Annotated in this window: 19 protein-coding genes; 10 read left to right on the top strand and 9 right to left on the bottom strand. The window is 53.5% G+C overall.

Annotated elements, in window-relative coordinates; translation table 11 throughout:
- Positions 1-19: 19 nt before the first annotated feature.
- Together dpiA and dpiB are read right to left on the bottom strand one after the other, a co-directional pair.
- The gene (dpiA, locus tag NA624_RS06535; protein WP_000138778.1) at positions 20-700 is read right to left on the bottom strand and encodes a two-component response regulator DpiA; all 681 of its coding nucleotides are present in this window, start codon (positions 698-700) and stop codon (positions 20-22) included.
- Positions 669-2,330, bottom strand: a complete 1,662-nt coding sequence (gene dpiB, locus NA624_RS06530) for a sensor histidine kinase DpiB (RefSeq protein WP_000121807.1) — start codon at positions 2,328-2,330, stop codon at positions 669-671. The genes dpiA and dpiB overlap by 32 nt, the downstream gene beginning before the upstream one ends.
- Positions 2,331-2,715: 385 nt before the next feature.
- Between dpiB and citC the strand changes: the two genes are divergently transcribed.
- From citC to rnk, 9 genes are all read left to right on the top strand, one after another.
- Positions 2,716-3,792, top strand: coding sequence for a [citrate (pro-3S)-lyase] ligase (gene citC, locus NA624_RS06525; protein ID WP_000467874.1), 1,077 nt, complete (start codon positions 2,716-2,718; stop codon positions 3,790-3,792).
- Complete coding sequence (gene citD / locus NA624_RS06520; protein WP_000700685.1) at positions 3,789-4,085, top strand: citrate lyase acyl carrier protein; 297 nt, start codon at positions 3,789-3,791, stop codon at positions 4,083-4,085. Before citC ends, citD begins: the two co-directional genes overlap by 4 nt.
- Positions 4,082-4,990, top strand: coding sequence for an aldolase/citrate lyase family protein (locus NA624_RS06515; RefSeq protein WP_000622353.1), 909 nt, complete (start codon positions 4,082-4,084; stop codon positions 4,988-4,990). Before citD ends, NA624_RS06515 begins: the two co-directional genes overlap by 4 nt.
- A 9-nt stretch (positions 4,991-4,999) precedes the next feature.
- Positions 5,000-6,529 carry a citrate lyase subunit alpha gene (gene citF / locus NA624_RS06510; protein ID WP_000192323.1) on the top strand — a complete coding sequence of 510 codons (1,530 nt, stop codon included), beginning with the start codon at positions 5,000-5,002 and terminating at the stop codon, positions 6,527-6,529.
- Positions 6,530-6,532: 3 nt separating this feature from the next.
- On the top strand, positions 6,533-7,084 hold the full coding sequence (gene citX, locus NA624_RS06505) for a citrate lyase holo-[acyl-carrier protein] synthase (RefSeq protein WP_001236064.1): 552 nt from the start codon (positions 6,533-6,535) through the stop codon (positions 7,082-7,084).
- Positions 7,056-7,952, top strand: coding sequence for a triphosphoribosyl-dephospho-CoA synthase CitG (citG, locus tag NA624_RS06500; RefSeq protein WP_000982652.1), 897 nt, complete (start codon positions 7,056-7,058; stop codon positions 7,950-7,952). The genes citX and citG overlap by 29 nt, the downstream gene beginning before the upstream one ends.
- 37 nt (positions 7,953-7,989) lie before the next feature.
- Positions 7,990-9,453: a citrate/succinate antiporter CitT gene (citT, locus tag NA624_RS06495; RefSeq protein WP_000059039.1), complete on the top strand. Its 1,464-nt coding sequence runs from the start codon at positions 7,990-7,992 to the stop codon at positions 9,451-9,453.
- Between the two features lie 109 nt (positions 9,454-9,562).
- A complete protein-coding gene (gene rna / locus NA624_RS06490; protein WP_001092569.1) occupies positions 9,563-10,369 on the top strand; it encodes a ribonuclease I in 807 nt (268 codons plus the stop codon).
- A gap of 234 nt (positions 10,370-10,603) precedes the next feature.
- Positions 10,604-11,014 carry a nucleoside diphosphate kinase regulator gene (rnk, locus tag NA624_RS06485; RefSeq protein ID WP_000089748.1) on the top strand — a complete coding sequence of 137 codons (411 nt, stop codon included), beginning with the start codon at positions 10,604-10,606 and terminating at the stop codon, positions 11,012-11,014.
- 84 nt (positions 11,015-11,098) lie between these two features.
- Here the strand turns inward: rnk and NA624_RS06480 are convergent, their stop codons facing one another.
- Positions 11,099-12,337, bottom strand: a complete 1,239-nt coding sequence (locus NA624_RS06480) for a zinc-dependent alcohol dehydrogenase (protein WP_000646115.1) — start codon at positions 12,335-12,337, stop codon at positions 11,099-11,101.
- 221 nt (positions 12,338-12,558) lie between these two features.
- Between NA624_RS06480 and uspG the strand changes: the two genes are divergently transcribed.
- Complete coding sequence (gene uspG / locus NA624_RS06475) at positions 12,559-12,987, top strand: universal stress protein UspG (protein ID WP_000278499.1); 429 nt, start codon at positions 12,559-12,561, stop codon at positions 12,985-12,987.
- A gap of 67 nt (positions 12,988-13,054) precedes the next feature.
- Here the strand turns inward: uspG and NA624_RS06470 are convergent, their stop codons facing one another.
- The 6 genes from NA624_RS06470 to ahpC form a co-directional block, all read right to left on the bottom strand.
- Entirely contained in the window at positions 13,055-13,822 is a 768-nt protein-coding gene (locus tag NA624_RS06470; RefSeq protein ID WP_000417110.1) for a dimethyl sulfoxide reductase anchor subunit family protein, read from the bottom strand.
- Entirely contained in the window at positions 13,822-14,379 is a 558-nt protein-coding gene (locus NA624_RS06465) for a 4Fe-4S dicluster domain-containing protein (protein ID WP_001250387.1), read from the bottom strand. Before NA624_RS06465 ends, NA624_RS06470 begins: the two co-directional genes overlap by 1 nt.
- Complete coding sequence (locus NA624_RS06460; RefSeq protein ID WP_000064315.1) at positions 14,376-16,655, bottom strand: molybdopterin-dependent oxidoreductase; 2,280 nt, start codon at positions 16,653-16,655, stop codon at positions 14,376-14,378. The genes NA624_RS06465 and NA624_RS06460 overlap by 4 nt, the downstream gene beginning before the upstream one ends.
- Positions 16,648-17,208, bottom strand: coding sequence for a TorD/DmsD family molecular chaperone (locus NA624_RS06455; RefSeq protein ID WP_000377437.1), 561 nt, complete (start codon positions 17,206-17,208; stop codon positions 16,648-16,650). The genes NA624_RS06460 and NA624_RS06455 overlap by 8 nt, the downstream gene beginning before the upstream one ends.
- A 332-nt stretch (positions 17,209-17,540) precedes the next feature.
- The gene (ahpF, locus tag NA624_RS06450) at positions 17,541-19,106 is read right to left on the bottom strand and encodes an alkyl hydroperoxide reductase subunit F (RefSeq protein WP_000887635.1); all 1,566 of its coding nucleotides are present in this window, start codon (positions 19,104-19,106) and stop codon (positions 17,541-17,543) included.
- A gap of 241 nt (positions 19,107-19,347) precedes the next feature.
- Positions 19,348-19,911 carry an alkyl hydroperoxide reductase subunit C gene (gene ahpC / locus NA624_RS06445; protein WP_000052802.1) on the bottom strand — a complete coding sequence of 188 codons (564 nt, stop codon included), beginning with the start codon at positions 19,909-19,911 and terminating at the stop codon, positions 19,348-19,350.
- Between the last annotated feature and the right edge of the window lie 325 nt (positions 19,912-20,236).

Genomic DNA, 20,236 nt, shown 5'->3' with positions numbered 1-20,236 from the left:
CCGGCATCTTAAACCAGGCTTAGCCGCCGTGGTAAATACGCTGCGGCCTGCCCACTTTGCCATGAATAATCTCTGCGACAATCAGGTGCTGACTCGCGCAATATTCCAGGTAACGTCGGGATGTGGTGCGGCTTATCGTTAAGGCCTGCGCAACCGTTTCAGCCGTATGGCGTACGGTTGGATCGGCAAACAGCTTCATCACCGCATTAAGGGTTAAGGCATCAATACCGGTCGGCAAATCCCCTTTCGGTTCGCCGCGCGCATAGGCGTTGAACATTTCATCTATCTGCTTCTGGCTTGCGCTATCCGCGCTCGCCAGCATACGTCTGCGCTGTTGATAGCGGGTCAGCGTCTGTCCCAAACGTTCATAAGCAATAGGTTTGACCAGATAATCAAACGCGCCGCTACGTACCGCTTCCGCTACCGTCTCCATGTCACTGGCGGCGGTCGTAAACACGACGCCGCCGGGATAGCGCGACTGCATTAATTCATGCAGCAGCGTAATCCCCTTCCCATCCGGCAGATAATTATCCAACAGAATTAATCCAGGTTTGAACCGGTCAATCATCATTCTCGCCTGCGCCAGATTGCCCGCCAGCCATATCTGCTTAAAGCCAGGAATATGGCGGATATATTCTGCGTGCATCTCCGCCAGCAGCGTTTCATCCTCAACGATCAATAGGGTTAATGGTTCTGTCATCGTTTTTTTTCACTTTCGGAAGGAATAAAGAAAATAAGGTGCCACAAGGATCATTGTCTTCCAGCGTAATGACCCCGCCACAGCGCCCCACATAACTTGCAATCAGATATAACCCGATACCATGCTCACCGGGTTCGTCGGTTCGGGTACTTACGCCCTGTTCAAAAATTTTTTCCCGCAGCGCTTCAGGAACGCCGCAGCCCTGGTCGGCGACCTCTATCACCACCTCGTCGCCCTCGTCGCTCAGGAAAAGTTCGATGGTATTGTCGCCTTCCTGTGTACGCAAACTCGCTTCAAACGCGTTATCCAGCAGATTCCCGACGATGGCGGCGAACTCCGTGCTATCCAGCCCCTCCGGCAGTTGATGTAGCTGGCTGCCGGGAACAATCACCATCTTGAGCCCCAGTTCACGCGCGCGCTGAACTTTGCCAAACAGCAAACCGGCCACCTGACGATCGGCGAAGGCGCCGCGTAAACTATCAATAAGTTGCTGCTGCGCCTGCGACTCACCCTGCACCATCTCTCTGACCCGATCATACTCCTTCATTTGCAGCAGGCCGTTCAGAGTCGACATCCAGTTCAGGTGCTCATGGCGTAGCGTGCGCAGGCTCTCAACATACTGTTTAATCTGGGTTAGCTGCGCGTTCAACGTCGCGATTTCATCTTTGCTGCGAAAACTAATAATAGCGCCCAGCAACTCCTCGCCGGAACGGATAGCTTCACGATTGGCGATGACGCTCAGGCCATTGAAGTTGGCCATCACGTCCTGGCGTCTTTCTGCGATCTGGCAGGTAAAAAAGTCTGCCGGATTGACGACTTCCGCTATCAGCTTGCCCAGCCACTGACGCCCCGGCGACGGCAGCCCCAACATTTTTCTCGCATTGCGGTTAATCGCGGTGATATGTCCCTCCGGATCAACGGCGATCAGCCCTTCATAAACCGAGCTAAACAACGCCTCCTGCTGGCGTACCACGCGCGCAATCTGTTTCGGCTCCATGCCCAGCATTTGTCGGCGGATATGCGCGGCGAAAAACCAGGAAAGCAGCATTAATACCAACAGCAACAGGACAAAAACCCCCGCCATCGGTAATAAGAAGTCCAGCCGCCAGGAGTCGATTTTACTGACCAGATAGCCAATTGAAACAACGCCGATCACGTTGCCTTCGTTGTCAAAGATAGGCGTTTTGGCGCGCATCGCCATCCCTATTGAGCCCTTACCGGTAATGAAATAACTTTCTCCTCTTTCCAACGCGCCGGGTTTCGTAAACTGCATGGGATAGCCGATTTTTTCCGGATTCGGATGGTAAAGCCGGATCGAGTGGCGATCGCCTATCACCACATAGTCAAAATCCGTCCCGCGCTGCAGTTTATTCGCAATTATCGCCAGGCGTTTATAGTCCCGGTTTTTTACGGCGGCGATAATGCTGTCGTTAGAAGCAATAATTTTTGCCTGATTCATCGCCATATCACGAACATGGGACGCCAGATAATCTTCGAAACTGGCAGACAAATATTGTGCTAACGCTGCCACGATGAAAACAGAAACCACCAGAATGAGCAGAAAAATACGTAACGGAAACGCGAGTTGCCGAAAAAAAGGAAACAGCTTTTTATTTTTCTGATAGGACATTAAGGTTCCTTATGGGTATTTCTCTGCAGATTTATCGCAAATGTAATAAAAATGTTTTGAGCATCTTGAAGCCTATAAAAACCAATCGTTACAGATTCCCCACATTAAATCAATTAAACAACTAAAACCCATCTCCGGAATGGCGATTAAATTAATTAAAAAACTTAAAACCATAAAACACTTAAAAACCATCTAACGCTTTGTGAAATAAATCAAAATTTACCACCAAAATACTCCTTACGATGTATACGTCAGTGAGAAAAAATAAATAACTCGTCATAAAAATACTCCTACTCTGACTGAAAAGAAAAAGTTATCAAGTTGCAACACAGCGCAACATATACAGAAAAGTGGCAACAAGCATATCACCAGGATATTTCTTACTATGTTTGGCAATAATGTATTCACTCGGGTAAAACGCTCTGAAAATAAAAAAATGGCGGAGATCGCTCACTTTCTCAAAGAGAATGATTTAAGCGTCGATACCACTGTAGAGGTGTTTATTACCGTCAGCCGTGATGACCGTCTTATTGCCTGCGGCGGTATTGCCGGAAATATCATTAAATGCGTGGCCATTAGCGAATCAGTACGCGGCGAAGGCTTAGCGTTAACGCTAGCGACGGAATTGATTAATCTCGCCTGGGAACGGCACTGCACCCATCTTTTTATTTATACCAAAACGGAATACGAAGCGCTGTTTAAACAGTGCAGCTTTTCGACGATAGCCAGCGTCCCCGGCGTGATGGTCTTAATGGAAAATAGCGCGACCCGGTTGAAACGGTATGCGGAATCGCTGGCGACATTACGTCACGAGGGAAAGAAAATTGGCTGTATTGTGATGAACGCCAATCCTTTCACGAACGGCCATCGCTATCTGATCCAACAGGCGGCTGCGCAGTGCGACTGGCTGCATCTGTTCCTGGTCAAAGAAGATACGTCACGCTTTCCCTATGAAGACCGACTCGATCTGGTTCTTAAAGGGACCACCGATATCCCGCGCTTAACCGTTCACCGCGGCTCCGAATACATTATTTCTCGGGCGACGTTCCCCTGCTATTTCATTAAAGAGCAGAGCGTTATTAATCACTGTTATACCGAAATCGACCTGAAGATTTTCCGCCAGTATCTGGCGCCCGCGCTTGGCATCACACACCGCTTTGTCGGTACGGAACCATTTTGTACCGTTACCGCCCAGTATAACCTTGATATGCGTTTCTGGCTGGAGACGCCAACGCTTCCCGCCCCACCCATTACGCTGGTGGAAATAGAGCGGCTTTGCTTCCAGGAGACGCCGATATCCGCCTCCTGGGTACGCAAGCTGCTGGTTAAACACGATCTCACGGCTATCGCGCCGCTGGTTCCCGACGCCACCCTGCGCTATTTGCAGGGCATGGTCGAACGCCATCCGGGCAGCGCGGCAGCCCGTCAAAAGTCCCCCGTATTAGCAACAGGTGAAAAATGAAAATAAACCAGCTAGCCGTCGCAGGCACGCTTGAGTCCGGCGATGTAATGATACGCATTGCGCCGCTCGATACGCAGGATATTGACCTGCAAATCAGCAGTAGCGTTGAAAAACAGTTTGGCGAGGCCATTCGCGCCACCATCCTGGAGGTGCTTTCTCGCTACGACGTGCGCGGCGTACAACTGAACGTCGATGATAAAGGCGCTCTGGACTGCATTTTGCGCGCCCGACTGGAAACGCTACTGGCGCGCGCCAGCGGTATTGCCGCTCTGCCCTGGGAGGATCGCCAATGATTTCCGCCTCTCTGCAACAACGTAAAACCCGCACCCGCCGCAGTATGTTATTCGTACCGGGCGCCAACGCGGCGATGGTGAGCAATTCGTTTATCTATCCGGCCGACGCGCTGATGTTTGACCTGGAAGACTCCGTTGCATTACGCGAAAAAGACGCGGCGCGCCGTCTGGTATATCACGCGCTGCAACATCCGCTTTACCGTGACGTCGAAACCATCGTCCGCGTGAATGCGCTGGACTCCGAATGGGGCGTCAGCGATCTGGAAGCGGTCGTGCGCGGCGGCGCGGACGTGGTGCGTTTACCGAAAACCGACACCGCGCAGGACGTCATTGATATCGAAAACGAAATTCTGCGCATTGAAAACGCCTGCGGTCGCGAACCGGGCAGTACCGGCCTGTTAGCCGCCGTGGAATCGCCGCTGGGTATTACCCGCGCGGTAGAAATCGCCCACGCCTCTGAACGGTTGATCGGGATTGCGCTGGGCGCGGAAGACTATGTTCGCAACCTGCGCACCGAACGCTCTCCGGAAGGCACCGAACTGCTGTTCGCCCGCTGCGCCATTTTACAGGCTGCGCGTTCCGCCGGCATTCAGGCCTTCGATACCGTCTATTCCGACGCCAACAACGAAGCCGGTTTCCTGCAAGAAGCCGCCCACATTAAACAGTTGGGCTTTGACGGTAAGTCACTGATCAACCCCCGCCAGATAGAGCTGCTGCACAACCTTTATGCGCCGACGCGTAAAGAGGTCGCCCATGCGCGTCTGGTCGTTGAAGCCGCAGAAGCCGCCGCCCGCGAAGGTCTTGGCGTCGTTTCCCTTAACGGCAAGATGGTCGACAGTCCGGTGATTGAACGCGCCCGTCTGGTGCTCTCCCGTGCAGAACTTTCCGGTATTCGCGAAGAATAAGGCAAAACAATGACGCAGAAAAATGAATCTCAACGCCAGGATCGCGTAGCCGCCTGGAGCCGCCACGCTGAAAGCGAACTGAGCGCTTACCAAAGTGCGGCAAAATTGGATCTACAAGCGCAAAAACCGCGCGACCACAAACTGTGCGCCAGCCTGGAAGAGGCCATCCGCCGTTCCGGTTTACGCGACGGCATGACGCTCTCTTTTCACCACGCGTTTCGCGGCGGCGATCTGACGATTAACCTGGTGATGGAAACCATCGCGAAGATGGGCTTCAAAAACCTGACCCTGGCCTCCAGCTCGCTGAGCGACTGCCACGCGCCGCTGGTTGAACACATTCGTAACGGGGTGGTCAGCCGCATCTACACGTCAGGCCTGCGCGGCCCACTGGCGGAAGAAATTTCTCGCGGCCTGCTGGCTGAGCCGGTTCAGATTCACTCCCACGGCGGTCGTGTACATCTGGTACAAAGCGGCGAACTCAATATTGATGTTGCGTTTCTTGGCGTGCCCTCCTGCGATGAATTCGGTAATGCTAACGGTTATACCGGCAAGGCCTGCTGCGGTTCACTGGGCTACGCGATGGTGGATGCCGACAGCGCGAAACAGGTCGTAATGCTGACGGAGCAACTGCTGCCGTATCCGCATAACCCGGCAAGCATCGCTCAGGATCAGGTTGATCTGATCGTGCAAATCGAAGAAGTCGGTGATGCAAACAAAATCGGCGCTGGCGCGACCCGCATGACCACTAATCCGCGTGAACTGCTGATCGCCCGCAGCGCGGCGGAAGTCATTGCTCACTCCGGCTACTTCAACGAAGGTTTCTCCCTGCAAACCGGCACTGGCGGCGCATCGCTGGCGGTCACCCGCTTCCTGGAAGACAAAATGCGTAGCCGCAACATTGTGGCTAATTTCGCGCTGGGCGGTATCACCGCCACCATGGTCGACCTGCATGAAAAGGGCTTAATCCGCAAACTGCTTGACGTGCAGAGCTTCGATCGTAACGCTGCGCAATCTTTGGCCCGCAACCCGAACCATATCGAAATCAGCGCTAACCAGTACGCCAACTGGGGCTCTAAAGGCGCTTCCGTCGACCGTCTGGACGTGGTGGTGCTGAGCGCGCTGGAAGTAGACACCCACTTCAATGTTAACGTGCTGACCGGCTCCGACGGCGTTCTACGCGGCGCGTCCGGCGGCCACTGCGATACCGCCGTCGCGGCGGCGCTGTCCATCATCGTCGCGCCGCTGGTGCGCGGTCGCATCCCAACGCTGGTTGATAACGTCACCACCTGCGTCACACCGGGCTCCAGCGTTGACATTCTGGTCACCGATCACGGTATCGCCGTCAATCCAGCGCGTCCGGAGCTGGCTGAACGCCTGAAAGCCGCGGGAATGAAAGTGGTATCGATTGAGTGGCTGCGCGAACGCGCGCAACTGCTTACCGGTCAGCCCCGCCCTATCGAATTCACCGACCGCGTGATTGCTGTCGTGCGTTATCGCGACGGTTCAGTGATCGATGTGGTGCATCAGGTGAAGGAATAAGCCATGCGCCTGTTTCCTGAACTCGCCACCTGTCACGACGTTTCTATTCCTGAGCTGCTCGCCAGCCGGGATGAGAGACAAGCAAGACAGCGCGCCTGGCTAACGCGCCACGCCACTCCGCTGGTCTCCTTTACCGTGGTGGCGCCAGGCCCGATAAAAGACAGCGCGTTAACCCGCCGGATCTTTAATCACGGCGTGACTGCCCTGCACACGCTGGCAGAAGAGTATGGCTGGACCATCCGGGAGCAGGCTGCACTGGCTTCCGCCAGCGGGCCGGAAGGGCTGCTGGCGATTGACGCGCCCGCTCAGGCGCTCAAACAGGCGACCATCGCGCTTGAACAGCGTTATCCACTGGGGCGCCTGTGGGATATCGATGTCCTGACGGCGGAAGGCGAAATACTCTCCCGCCGCCATTTCGCGCTTCCCGCCCGCCGCTGTCTGCTGTGCGGGCAAAGCGCGGCTGAATGCGCGCGGGGTAAAACCCACGCGCTGACTGATTTACTGACTCATATGGAGGCGCTGCTGCATGATGCCGATTCCCGCCAACCCGACTAACGCCTCCATTCAGCCTCAGTCGCTGTATGACGCCTGGGCCGATTTGGCCTGGCGCGCCATGCTGACCGAGGTAAATTTATCGCCAAAACCCGGTCTGGTAGACCGACTAAACTGCGGCGCGCACAAAGATATGGCGCTGGCGGATTTTCACCGCAGCGCGGAGGCGATTCGACACTGGCTGCCGCGCTTTATGGAATATGGCGCCAGCTGCACGCGCCTGCCGCCAGAGTCGGTTCTGGCGGGCCTGCGTCCATTGGGGATGGCCTGTGAAGCAGCGATGTTTCGCGCAACGGCGGGCGTCAATACCCATAAAGGCAGCATTTTCTCGCTGGGGTTACTGTGCGCCGCCATTGGCCGCCTGTATCAGCTACGCCAGCCGATCGCCGCAGAAACACTCTGCGCTACCGCCGCCGATTTTTGCCGCGGCCTGACCACGCGCGAACTGCGCCAGAACAACCTACAGCTCACCGCAGGCCAGCGGCTGTATCAGCAACTGGGATTAACCGGCGCGCGCGGCGAAGCGGAAGCGGGCTATCCGCTGGTCATCCGCCACGCGTTGCCGCACTACCGCGCATTGCTGGCGCAGGGGCGCGATCCGGAACTGGCGCTGCTTGATACCTTACTGCTGCTGATGTCGCTTAACGGCGATACCAACGTCGCGTCGCGCGGCGGGGCGGATGGTCTGCGCTGGTTACAGCAGCAAGCGGCGTTCTTATTACATCAGGGCGGCATACGGACGCCTGACGATCTCGTTTATCTCCACCGGTTCGATCAGCAATGCATTGAACGCAATCTCAGCCCAGGCGGTAGCGCCGATCTGCTGATCGTGACCTGGTTTTTAGCGCAAATTTCGCAAGTTAATCATTAACACAATTATAGAAAATATCCTTTCCGGAGAGTCATTTATGTCTTTATCTAAAGATAATATATGGAAGTTGTTGGCCCCATTAGTGGTGATGGGCGTCATGTTGCTAATTCCTGTTCCAGATGGTATGCCGCCGCAGGCCTGGCACTATTTTGCGGTTTTTGTCGCGATGATTGTCGGTATGATCCTGGAGCCGATCCCGGCGACAGCGATCAGTTTTATCGCCGTAACCATTTGCGTTATCGGCAGCAATTACCTGCTATTTGACGCTTCGGAACTGGCCGATCCGGCGTTTAACGCCAGTAAACAGGCACTAAAATGGGGGCTTGCCGGTTTCTCCAGCACCACGGTCTGGCTGGTTTTCGGCGCGTTTATTTTCGCGCTGGGCTACGAAGTGACCGGGCTGGGGCGCCGCATTGCGCTGTTTTTGGTAAAATTCATGGGTAAACGCACGCTGACGCTCGGCTATGCGATTGTCATTATCGATATTTTGCTGGCGCCATTTACTCCCTCCAATACGGCTCGTACCGGCGGGACTGTCTTCCCGGTCATCAAGAACCTGCCGCCGCTGTTTAAATCGTTTCCAAACGATCCTTCCGCACGCCGCATCGGCGGTTATTTGATGTGGATGATGGTGATCAGTACCAGCCTGAGCTCTTCGATGTTTGTCACTGGCGCGGCGCCAAACGTGTTAGGTCTGGAGTTCGTCAGCAAGATCGCCGGCGTCCAGATTAGCTGGCTGCAGTGGTTTCTCAGCTTTCTGCCGGTAGGGATTATTTTACTGATCGTTGCGCCGTGGCTCTCCTATGTGCTTTATAAACCCGAAGTGACCCACAGTGCGGAAGTCGCAGCCTGGGCTGGCGGCGAGTTAAAAAACATGGGGCGTCTGTCCCGCAAAGAGTGGACGCTGATTGGCCTGGTGCTGCTTAGCTTAGGATTGTGGGTTTTTGGTGGAAAAATCATCAACGCCACTGCCGTGGGTCTGCTGGCCGTCTCGCTGATGCTGGCGCTGCATGTTGTGCCGTGGAAAGACATTACGCGCTACAACAGCGCCTGGAACACCCTGGTGAACCTCGCTACGCTGGTGGTCATGGCCAATGGCTTAACCCGCTCCGGCTTTATTGACTGGTTCGCCAATACCATGAGTACGCATCTGGAAGGTTTCTCGCCGGATGCAACCGTCATTGTACTGGTACTGGTGTTCTATTTCGCGCACTACCTGTTCGCCAGCCTTTCCGCTCACACCGCGACCATGCTGCCGGTCATTCTGGCGGTGGGTAAAGGCATTCCGGGCGTTCCGATGGAACAACTGTGTATTCTGCTGGTGCTGTCTATCGGTATCATGGGCTGTCTGACGCCGTATGCCACCGGCCCTGGTGTGATTATCTACGGCTGCGGTTACGTGAAATCCAAAGACTACTGGCGGCTTGGCGCAATCTTTGGCGTTATCTATATCGCGATGCTGTTGCTGGTGGGCTGGCCGATTCTGGCAATGTGGAATTAAACATTACGCCAACGTAGGTTAAAAATGATGCCGTTCAGGTTCACCTGAGCGGCATTTTTTATGATTAAATGGGTAACATTCATAATGTGTATAAATTATCGAATTCATCATGAACACAATATGGCATTACAGTCCGCTGCTGGCTGCCCTCTTAACCCCAATTTTTGCCGCCAACGCCGACGAACTTCAGGCGCAACAGTACGGTGATTTCACTGACTATGTGCTGGCGCTTTCCTGGCAAACCGGTTTTTGTCAAAGCCAGCATGAACGCCGCCATCGGGAGCCCGATGAGTGCCGTCTGCAAAAAGAGCCAGCCAACAAAGCAGACTTTCTGACCGTCCACGGCCTGTGGCCTGGATTACCCAAATCTATCGCCGCACGCGGCGTTGACCAGCGACGCTGGCAGCGCTTTGGTTGTGCGACGCGGCCAATCCCGAATCTGCCTGAAGTCAAGGCCAGCCGGAAATGCTCCGCCCCCGCCCCCGGACTTTCGCCTGACATCGCGGCAGCGCTTAAGGAAGTGATGCCCGGTGCGGGGGGGAATTCCTGTCTGGAGCGCTACGAATATGCCAAACATGGCGCCTGTTTCGGGTTTGATCCCAATGCCTATTTCGGCACCATGATACGGCTGGATAAGGCGATAAAAGACAGCGCGCTGGGGCAGTTTCTGGCGGATAATTACGGCAAAACCGTTAGCCGCGCTGAGTTTGATAGCGTCGTCGCACAAATGTGGGGCCAGGATAATGTCAAAGCCGTTAAAGTAAACTGCCATGGCAACCCCGCCTATTTAACAGAGATTCAGTTTTCATTAAAGGCGTCGATGATTAACGCCCCGCTCTCCTCTGCCTCATTCTTGCCGCAGCCGCATCCCGGCAACTGCGGGAAACAGTTTATTATCGATAAAGCCGGTTATTGACGAAGCAGAGGTTTAAAACCGTAGCCACATTTGAGAACAGGCCCGAATGTAGACTAAAATTCACTCAAGGCTATGACGTTTGAGGATTTACCCGAATGTGAACTAAATCACTTCAAAGACGGGGGAAGTCTCAGTATCATCATGAGAGTTAAACCCTCGCCGCCAGACGGTGAGGGTTTTCTTTTGGGACCATTTACCTGCACTACTCGCAGTATCGATGACATGGAGTAAGAAATGTCCAGACCCACTATTATCATTAACGACCTTGACGCCGAACGTATCGATCGTCTTCTGGAACAGCCTGCGTATGCGGATCTGCCGATTGCCGACGCGCTCAACGCCGAACTGGATCGCGCGCAAATGTGTTCGCCACAAGAGATGCCGAACGATGTCGTCACCATGAACAGCCGCGTTAAATTCCGCAATTTGAGCGATGGTGAAACACGCGTGCGGACGCTGGTGTACCCCGCCAATATGACGGACAGCAGTACCCAGCTTTCGGTAATGGCGCCCGTCGGCGCGGCGTTGCTGGGACTGCGCGTCGGCGACACCATTCACTGGGAACTGCCGGGCGGCGCCTCCACCCATCTCGAAGTGCTGGAACTCGAATATCAGCCTGAAGCCGCGGGCGACTTCCTGCGTTAAACCCCATCTGCATAAGCGTTAATGCGTTTACACAGAGGATGCCTACGCATCCTCTTTCCGTTAGCCCTTTCATTTCTGCCTGTTTCAGACAACGCCGCCTGGCATCGGGTTGATTACTCCCGTCGCCTGTTTCTGCGCCGCTTGTGCCGACGTCGCTCCCGGCACCAGGATAACCTTTCGGCACTCTTCTTCGCGTTTTTCGAAAATTTCGTAGCCGCGCGCCGCCTCTTCAAACGGCATATAGTGCGTGACAATCTCCTCCGGCTTCAGCAACCCTTTTTCAATAAGCGGTAATAACTCCCCCAGCCACGCGTGAACATGGGTTTGACCCATTTTAAAAGTTAGCCCCTTATCAAAGGCGTCGCCGAATAAAAAGCCGTGAATAAAACCGGCATACACGCCGGGTACGCTGACCACGCCGCCGCGTCTGACCGCCGCGATACATTGTCGCAGCGCTTTGCCGCTACTGCCTTCCAGTTTAAGGTTCGTCAGCACCGTCTCCGTCAAACTGCCTTTCGCTTCAAAGCCTACGGCATCAATTACCGCGTCCACGCCGCGGTGTCCTGCCGTCTGCTCGATGATTTTTTCCGCCGGATCGTTCTCATCATCGAAGTTGATCGGTATCGCGCCATAACGTTCTTCGGCGAAACGCAAGCGCCAGGCGTGGTGATCAACGACGAAGATCTGCTCCGCGCCCAGCAGGCGCGCACAGGCGATAGTCAGTAATCCTACCGGCCCTGCGCCAAAAACCGCCACGCTGGAACCTTGCTGAATCTGGGCATTTTTTGCCGCCTGCCAGGCGGTAGGCAAAATATCAGAAAGAAACAGCGCTTTATCGTCAGATAACAGCGGCGGCACCTTAAATGGACCAACATTACCTTTTGGCACGCGAACATATTCGGCCTGTCCGCCGGGAACGCCGCCATACAGATGGCTATACCCAAACAGCGCCGCCGGCGGTGGGATCTGTTTTTTATTCATCGCCGCGCCGTGTCCGTCGTTAGTGTTTTCACACGCTGAATATTGCTGTAGCCGACAGAAAAAGCAGTCACCACAGGCAATGACAAACGGGATAACGACCCGATCCCCTTTCCGAATATTCTTTACATCATGTCCGGTTTCCACCACCTCGCCCATAAACTCATGGCCGAAAATATCGCCATGTTTTACCTGTGGGATCTTGCCGCGATAGAGATGCAAATCAGATCCGCAAATCGCGGTGGCGGTAACACGCAAAATGATATCGTCAGGCTGCTCAATGCCGGGATCGGGTACGTTTTCAACCTTTACGTGATGTGGACCGTGATACGTCAATGCTTTCATGCAGCCTCCGGGGTAACGGTGAATGTTGCGTTCGACTATAAAAGGGTAGCTATCCCGGAGAGACTGCCGGCAAAACAGGCGGCTTTAGGATTTTTCCTGGAAAATATACGATTTTTTAGCGCCAGGTTGTCGCAATATTTAAAATTGCCAGACAAATAGCAGAAAGAAACATTATTATATGCTTGAATAAATTCAGTATTGATTAACAGGGAGTAACGGGTATGTATAAGACAATCATTATGCCGGTTGATGTTTTTGAAATGGAACTTAGCGATAAAGCTATTCGCCACGCTGAGTTTCTGGCGCAACAGGATGGCGTCATTCATCTGTTGCATGTACTGCCTGGGTCCGCGAGCATGAGTCTGCACCGTTTTGCCGCCGACGTGCGTCGCTTTGAAGAACATTTACAGCATGAGGCGGAAACGCGTCTGCAAACGATGGTGGGACACTTCAGTATCGATCCTTCACGAATTAAAACACATGTTCGCTTTGGTAGCGTGCGCGATGTCGTCAATGAGATGGGCGAAGAACTGGATGCGGATGTCGTGGTAATCGGTTCGCGTAATCCGTCCATCACGACACACCTGTTGGGGTCTAACGCCTCAAGCGTGGTGCGCCATGCGACGCTGCCAGTATTGGTTGTGCGTTAACTCTGGTGGCTAAAAACTGACACGCCCTGCCAGGTCGCGCCTGGCAGGGCTTTTTATTGCATCATCGTTAGTACAAATGCCCGATATTCACAATAGTACTCACCGTGTCGCCAAAAAAGACCAGCCGACTCAGAAATACGCCAACGAATAACAAGACGAACAGGAGTTTCGGGCGCGAATCACCGTGACGGCTGGCGACAAAAGCGAGCGCAAGGCAAACCAGGCTTGCCAGATAAAACGGTGAAGCCAGCCATGAATGCGCCGTCATCTGCATTATCGTTCCCCCGCTTAACCACACCAGCGGCGCCGCGATAAGTACCGCGATACACACCACAATTCCCTGGCGTAACGCAGGAACGGCAGGCCTGAGTTTTAACAGCGGAATCGCCGCGCAACCCATGACCCATACCGTAATAAAAAATAACAGCATGGTAAATCCATTAGCGATAGCCACCATCGCTGGCGCGGCGTAGGTCATCCCCTGCACCGCCACCAGTAACACGCCGAACACGGAGGCGATAAGAGTCATCGCTTTATGTCCCTTTGCCAGGAACGTTACGCCGACCGTTGCGCCAAACAACGTAGCACCAAGGATTTCCCGACTTAACCAGGCATGTCGCAGGTTAATCAGCGCATTATAAGCGCGATCGGGATGCGCCAGATGCAGAATCGCGGCAATAGACGCCAGTACCAGCACCAGCCCAGTGACCAACCAATAGAAACGCTGGCCTTCCACTTCACCACGCAGCGTACGCCATGTCAGTACCAAAGCCATCCCGACAGACATCTGGCTTAATACCGTAAAAAACACCAGCGGCAGTTCATATTTTTCCATTACTTGTCCTCCGGCTGCTTAGGCTGGCGCGCCAGAATAAAGCGCGTTCCTGGATTGAGCTGTGGCATATGCGGGAACCCTGGCGGATACTGCACCGCATTATCGGGCACAGGATCGACATCCAAATCGATAATCGACAAGGCGCCCACCGGACAGGCGTTCACGCACGCCGGATTCATACCGATATCAAGACGCTCGTAGCACATACTGCATTTTTCCGCTTTACGCGTCTCTTCATTAAAACGCGGCGCGCCATAAGGACAGTTACGAATACAGTTTTTACAGCCGATGCAGCGCTCAGGGTTATGCACCACCACGCCATCTTCACGTTTGGTATAGGCTTCGACCGGACAGGCGGCGACGCAGGCCGGATGTTCGCAGTGGTTACAGGCCAGCGAGTAAAACGCCCGCTCTTCATGTGGATAGATGTCTTTATCCAACGGATAAACGTAGCGCCAGAAGCGATCCGGCTCCAGTTGGTTAAAGCTTTTACACGCCATAGCACAGCCGCGGCAGCCGATGCACTTATCGCTATTCACTAAAAACGCACGTCTCATGCTACGGACTCCCCTTTACCGATCAATACAACGTCAGCAAACTGACTGTGGATAGCGGCGCCCGGCGCGCCAGTTTTCATCAGCCCCATATCAGCAGGCGTATCAGCCACGACGTTTTGCACGTTGTACTGCCGTTTCGGGAACCAGGCTTCATACATCACCAGAAAATCTTCCGGCACGTTGGTGGTGACTTTTGCCCGCAGCTCAACTTCACCGGTGCCATTGAAAACTTTGACCAGATCGTTCTCGCTGATGCCTTTTTTCTGTGCGGAAGAAGGATGGATATAAACGAACGGTTCCGGGTAGAACACCTGCATCCAGTCCAGGTTGATAAACTGCGAGTGCAGACCAAACTGCACGTGCGGCGTAAACAGATGGAACGGCAGTTTGCTCTCGGCTTCCGGTTTGTATTCCGGCAGCGCGGTGTGGCCGTTTTTCTCCGCCAGTTCAGATTTAAATTCATACTTGCCTGACGGTGTTTTGAACTTGCGGTCATACCAGGCGGCAGAGCTTGGCAGGATCGCTTTTTTCGGCCCGTCCAGCAGATCGTCCCAGGAAGAGATGCCGAACATTTTCGCCATACCGTCGTTGAACTCCTGATCCAGCCAGCGCTTATGATCGAACTCTTGCGGGAAAGTACAGGAACCCGGCGCCATCTTATTAATGGCGCGCGACAGCATGGTAGCGATTTCAAGGTCGCATTTTGCTTCATACATCGGCTTAATCGCCGGCTGATTAATGGAAAGCCAGTAGTGCCAGTAAGAAGCATCCACGTTCCACTCTTCAAACGCGGTGGTAACGGGCAGCACGATATCAGCGTGTTGCACCGTTTCGTTGAAGAACTGATCGGCGCAGACCACCATTTCCAGTTTTTCAAACGCTTTTTTCATCTTGCTGCGATCGAAATCCTGGGCAAACGGGTTTTTACAGGCGACCCACAGCATACGAACCGGCGGATCGTTGGCCTCCAGAATCCCCTGCGCCGTCTGGTTGATATTCAGAGAGCGATCGGAGTACTGCACGGCGTCGCTGCCAGCGGCAGCCCCGAATTCACTGGTGGTGCCCGCCGCTCCCGGTATACCAATAGCGCCCTCCGGCGGCTTCTGCAGCATGGCGCTGTAGTTAAAGCCCCAGGTGTGCAGATGACCATAACGCGCGCCGCCGCCTTCGACACCGATGTTGCCGGACATAGCGACAAAGGCATCGATAGCGCGAACGTTGGCGCCGCCGTTGACATGACGCTGCATCCCGTAACCAATCCAGACCGTGGCCGGCTTAACCGCCGTAAACTCTTCCGCCAGCTGGCGAATGACATCCGCAGACAGGCCGCAGATTTCTGATGCCCACTCCACGGTCACATGGTTACGCAGATAGGCTTCAAATTCCGGATAGCCGTGAGCATCGTTGTTGACAAAATCTTGATCCACCAGCCCTTTATCCACCAAGTGGCGCGCCATTCCCAGCGCCAGCGCGCCGTCTGAGCCAGGCCGCACGCGCAGGTAGAGATCGGCTTTGGCGGCAGTTTGCGACAGCAGCGGGTCGATAACCACGACCTTCGCCCCTTTCTCGCGCGCCTGATAGATGTACTTCATGCTGTGCATTGAGCACCAGGCAGGGTTCGCGCCCCAGATAATGATGTATTTCGCTTTCACCATATCTTCCGGGTCGTTACACCACATGTCGCCCATGTCGTAGTTTTGCGCGTCGATACCGGCAGGCCAGCACGGCGTACCGGCGAAACGGGTGGTGTAGCCAAGCGAGGACATCATCCCTTCAACGGCATAGTTCAGCACGCCAAACTTACCGGAATATTTGGTCAGCGCCAGACCGAGCATAGAACCGTCTTTTTTCTTAATCTCCAGCATTTTGGCGGCAATGCGCTGCATCGCCTCTTCCCATGAGATGCGACGCCAGTTGCCGCTACCGCGAACGTCCTGCGCCATGGGATATTTAATACGATCGGGGCTATAAACCCGGCGCGGATAGCTTAACCCTTTGACGCAAGGGGTACCGTGAGTAAATGTTGATTCCGGCGCGCCTTCCACGAAAGTAATGACCCCGTCCTTTACCCATGTCTTGAGGCTACAGGTGTCATAGCAGTTACGCGGACACGCGTTACGATAAATTTTGTACGTTTTAGGGTTAAAGGGAACAGGCGGCTGCGCAAGCGCGCATCGGGAGGTCAGTAATCCTCCGGGTAAAGCCGCAACGGCGCCCAGTGCCACTATCCCCTTTAAAAAAGAACGTCTGTTCAGATGTCCTGTCTCATTACTCATATTGATACTCTCGTTTTAATTCATCAAGCCAATAAAATAAGATGTCCGCCACCGTATATAACGTGGTCGTTTGCGCATGAGTTTTTATTTTTTCGATATATAATGGCACCCACTTTGTTAAATAGTTATTGATATATTGAGTGAGAGTAGTTCGGTATTGTGACGTTTGCCGGATATTAGCCAGTAATAGTGTGGTCAATTCCAGCACGCAGGAAATATGATCGTCAGGGATATTGCTCTCCTGATTAACCGATAATCCCAACGCTGCCATAAAATCCCGTATCTCCAGCGTCGCCTTTCCCATCACCAGCGCATCATCTTCCAGATACACTGAAGCGAAAGGCGCAGCCAGCAGCTTGCCAGGACCAACGAATAGCGCATTAAAGTCATACTCCGCCTCCAGCCACGCCCGATCGGTAAGGTTTACCGCAGCAGTGGGATTTAATCTCACGTAGGCAGATTTCAGTGAACGACTATCATGAGAATTAAAAAAATCACGCAATGTAAGCCCTGTTTTTTCTAATTCCGTCAGTGATTCATAGATTGAATCCATGAATAAATAACCTCACATACAAATGCAATATAAATCAAGAAAAAAGAATGGGCATGTTAACGGAAGCGCTTAATCTTTCTTTGATAAAAAAACAGAAAAATTCCCGTTAAATCCGTAGAAGAGGTTTTTATTGTTTCAAAGTTTAAAAACAGAAGACCGTTGAAATAAAAAACCGTCTGTTATTAACAGACGGTTTCAGAGTATTGATAATGAAGAATGTGTTTTAGCTGGCGGCATGCCCCAGGCATAAACAGCGCAGGCCCGAATAGCTTACACTATCGGGCCATTTACGATGGCCAGTTAACTGACCTTGCAGGTGTGCTTACTTCTTTTTATGCGATTTTGGTGCGAATCAGATAATCAAAGGCGCTCAACGAGGCTTTCGCCCCTTCGCCTGTGGCGATGATAATCTGTTTGTAAGGAACGGTGGTACAATCGCCTGCGGCGAAGACGCCCTTAACACTGGTTTCACATTTGGCGTCAATAATGATCTCGCCCATGCGGTTACGCTCAAGCGCGCCTTCCAGCCAGTGGGTATTCGGCAACAGACCAATCTGCACAAAAATCCCTGCCAGCGCGACGCTATGAATATCGCCGCTGACACGGTCACGATACTCCAGCCCCACCACTTTCGAACCGTCGCCCTTCACTTCTGTCGTTTGCGCATTCAAAATGATATCGACATTTTTCAGGCTACGCACTTTGTCCTGTAGCACCTGATCCGCCTTCATCTCCGGCGCGAACTCCAGCAACGTAACGTGTTCTACAATACCTGCCAGATCGATAGCCGCCTCAACGCCGGAGTTGCCGCCGCCGATGACCGCCACACGCTTCCCTTTAAATAACGGACCGTCGCAGTGCGGACAATAGGTGACGCCTTTGGTGCGATACTGATCCTCGCCCGGCACATTCATATTGCGCCATTTCGCGCCGGTGGCGATGATGATACTGCGCGCTTTCAATACTGCGCCGGACGCCGTTTCAATCTGATGCAAGCCGCCTTCTGTTGCGGCCGGAACCAGTTTACTTGCGCTCTGGCTGTCGATAACGTCAACGTCGTAATCGCTGACATGCGCTTTCAGCGCGCCCGCCAGTTTCTGGCCTTCGGTTTTCGGCACCGAGATATAGTTTTCGATATCCACGGTATCCAGCACCTGACCGCCGAAGCGCTCGCCCATCAGACCGGTACGGATACCTTTGCGCGCCGAGTAGACCGCCGCCGCCGCGCCCGCCGGGCCGGAGCCAACAATCAGCACGTCATACGCATCGCGTTTGTTCAGCGCTTCCGCCGCACGTTTTTCTGCGCCAGTATCTACTTTAGCGACAATCTCGGTCAGAGTCATACGTCCCTGGCCGAACTCTTTACCGTTGACAAACACCGCCGGAACGCCCATCACGTTACGTTCGGTAATTTCGTTCTGGAAGGTGCCGCCATCAATTGCCGTATGTTTAATACGCGGGTTCAGCACCGCCATCAGGTTCAGCGCCTGCACTACATCCGGGCAGTTATGGCAGGAGAGTGAATAATAAGTTTCGAATTCAAAATCGCCGTCAATATCGCGAATCTGCTCCAGCAGCGACTGCGCTTCTTTTGACGGATGACCGCCGGTCCACAGCAGCGCCAAAACCAGCGAGGTAAATTCGTGGCCCAACGGAGAACCGGCAAAGCGCGGCCCCTGGTGAGAACCTGGATTCGTAATCAGGAAAGACGGCTTGCGCACCGGCAGAGTATTGTCTTCTTTAAACGTGACTTTGTCGGACAGCTCGGCGATTTCAGCCAGCAGTTCCTTGATTTCCGCCGATTTAGCGCTGTCATCCAGCGTGGCAATCAGCTCAACAGGTTTGGTCAGTTTCTCAAGGTAAGCCCTGAGCTGGGTTTTCATATTTGTGTCGAGCATTCTTCTTCCCTCTCTGAAAACATCATCATGCAAGCCGACTTCGCGGGACTGCATTAATACAACTTGCGTCATGGTGCTGAAATGAAATGGGCGCGGGTGCGCCCATGACTGAAACAATTTCCAAAGTATTTCACGTCAGAGTAAGGCGGCTAGCCTGAGAATCCCCGGGAGCTTACTGAAGTAAGTGACCGGGGTGAGCAGGCGACGCCAACGCAGCTATGGCGTGAAAGACGACGGAAATTTAAATTTTACCGACCAGGTCTAAAGATGGAGCCAGAGTCGCTTCACCTTCTTTCCATTTCGCCGGGCATACTTCGCCTGGGTGAGCGGCAACATACTGTGCTGCTTTAATTTTACGCAGCAGGTCAGACGCGTCACGGCCGATACCTTCAGCGGTAACTTCGATCGCCTGGATGATACCCTGCGGGTCAACAACAAAGGTCGCACGGTCTGCCAGACCTTCATCTTCACGCATGTTGTCGAAGTTACGGGTCAGGGCGCCAGTCGGGTCGCCGATCATCGCATATTTGATTTTTGCGATAGTTTCAGAGCTGCTGTGCCATGCTTTGTGCGTGAAGTGAGTATCGGTTGAGACGGAATAAACGTCTACGCCCAGCTTCTGCAGTTCTTCGTAATGGTCGGCAACGTCACCCAGTTCAGTCGGGCAAACAAAGGTAAAATCGGCCGGGTAGAAGAAGAAGACGCTCCAGCGGCCTTCGGTATCTTTCTCGGTGACTTCAATGAATTCACCGTTTTTGAACGCCTGGTTTTTGAAAGGTTTGATTTTGGTGTTAATTAAGGACATCTATACTTCCTCCGTGTTTTCGTTGAGGAGTAAGTTAACGAAATTTTGCTGATTCGGCTAATGCGTTTCCATTATCAAATCAATAAGCGTTAACTAACAACCCGATTCGGGCGACATTGTGAACACTGCGCCCTGTCAGCCATCTAAAGTAAAAAGGCCGCCTGACAGGCGGCCCCATTACCTGAACTACCCGTAGGTAACTTCAGAGCCAGTACGACTCGTCTTGCAAATTACAGACGTATTGTCTGCAACTCGAAATCCATAGCGTATATGCTGGCTAAGTGTTGCGCTCTACATTACCTTAACAAAGGCTGTAACAGCGAAA

It is taken from the genome of Salmonella sp. NW38, assembly GCF_051807745.1.
In the GTDB taxonomy this organism is placed as follows: domain Bacteria; phylum Pseudomonadota; class Gammaproteobacteria; order Enterobacterales; family Enterobacteriaceae; genus Salmonella; species Salmonella enterica.
Note: the sequence above shows the minus strand (reverse complement) of the source record. Positions and strands in the feature narration are given on the sequence as shown.

What these genes read in the sequence shown, in the direction of transcription:
- dpiA (WP_000138778.1), bottom strand. Translation starts at nt 700, where the DNA reads ATGACAGAACCATTAACCCTATTGATCGTTGAGGATGAAACGCTGCTG.
- dpiB (WP_000121807.1), bottom strand. Translation starts at nt 2,330, where the DNA reads ATGTCCTATCAGAAAAATAAAAAGCTGTTTCCTTTTTTTCGGCAACTC.
- citC (WP_000467874.1), top strand. Translation starts at nt 2,716, where the DNA reads ATGTTTGGCAATAATGTATTCACTCGGGTAAAACGCTCTGAAAATAAA.
- citD (WP_000700685.1), top strand. Translation starts at nt 3,789, where the DNA reads ATGAAAATAAACCAGCTAGCCGTCGCAGGCACGCTTGAGTCCGGCGAT.
- NA624_RS06515 (WP_000622353.1), top strand. Translation starts at nt 4,082, where the DNA reads ATGATTTCCGCCTCTCTGCAACAACGTAAAACCCGCACCCGCCGCAGT.
- citF (WP_000192323.1), top strand. Translation starts at nt 5,000, where the DNA reads ATGACGCAGAAAAATGAATCTCAACGCCAGGATCGCGTAGCCGCCTGG.
- citX (WP_001236064.1), top strand. Translation starts at nt 6,533, where the DNA reads ATGCGCCTGTTTCCTGAACTCGCCACCTGTCACGACGTTTCTATTCCT.
- citG (WP_000982652.1), top strand. Translation starts at nt 7,056, where the DNA reads ATGATGCCGATTCCCGCCAACCCGACTAACGCCTCCATTCAGCCTCAG.
- citT (WP_000059039.1), top strand. Translation starts at nt 7,990, where the DNA reads ATGTCTTTATCTAAAGATAATATATGGAAGTTGTTGGCCCCATTAGTG.
- rna (WP_001092569.1), top strand. Translation starts at nt 9,563, where the DNA reads ATGAACACAATATGGCATTACAGTCCGCTGCTGGCTGCCCTCTTAACC.
- rnk (WP_000089748.1), top strand. Translation starts at nt 10,604, where the DNA reads ATGTCCAGACCCACTATTATCATTAACGACCTTGACGCCGAACGTATC.
- NA624_RS06480 (WP_000646115.1), bottom strand. Translation starts at nt 12,337, where the DNA reads ATGAAAGCATTGACGTATCACGGTCCACATCACGTAAAGGTTGAAAAC.
- uspG (WP_000278499.1), top strand. Translation starts at nt 12,559, where the DNA reads ATGTATAAGACAATCATTATGCCGGTTGATGTTTTTGAAATGGAACTT.
- NA624_RS06470 (WP_000417110.1), bottom strand. Translation starts at nt 13,822, where the DNA reads ATGGAAAAATATGAACTGCCGCTGGTGTTTTTTACGGTATTAAGCCAG.
- NA624_RS06465 (WP_001250387.1), bottom strand. Translation starts at nt 14,379, where the DNA reads ATGAGACGTGCGTTTTTAGTGAATAGCGATAAGTGCATCGGCTGCCGC.
- NA624_RS06460 (WP_000064315.1), bottom strand. Translation starts at nt 16,655, where the DNA reads ATGAGTAATGAGACAGGACATCTGAACAGACGTTCTTTTTTAAAGGGG.
- NA624_RS06455 (WP_000377437.1), bottom strand. Translation starts at nt 17,208, where the DNA reads ATGGATTCAATCTATGAATCACTGACGGAATTAGAAAAAACAGGGCTT.
- ahpF (WP_000887635.1), bottom strand. Translation starts at nt 19,106, where the DNA reads ATGCTCGACACAAATATGAAAACCCAGCTCAGGGCTTACCTTGAGAAA.
- ahpC (WP_000052802.1), bottom strand. Translation starts at nt 19,911, where the DNA reads ATGTCCTTAATTAACACCAAAATCAAACCTTTCAAAAACCAGGCGTTC.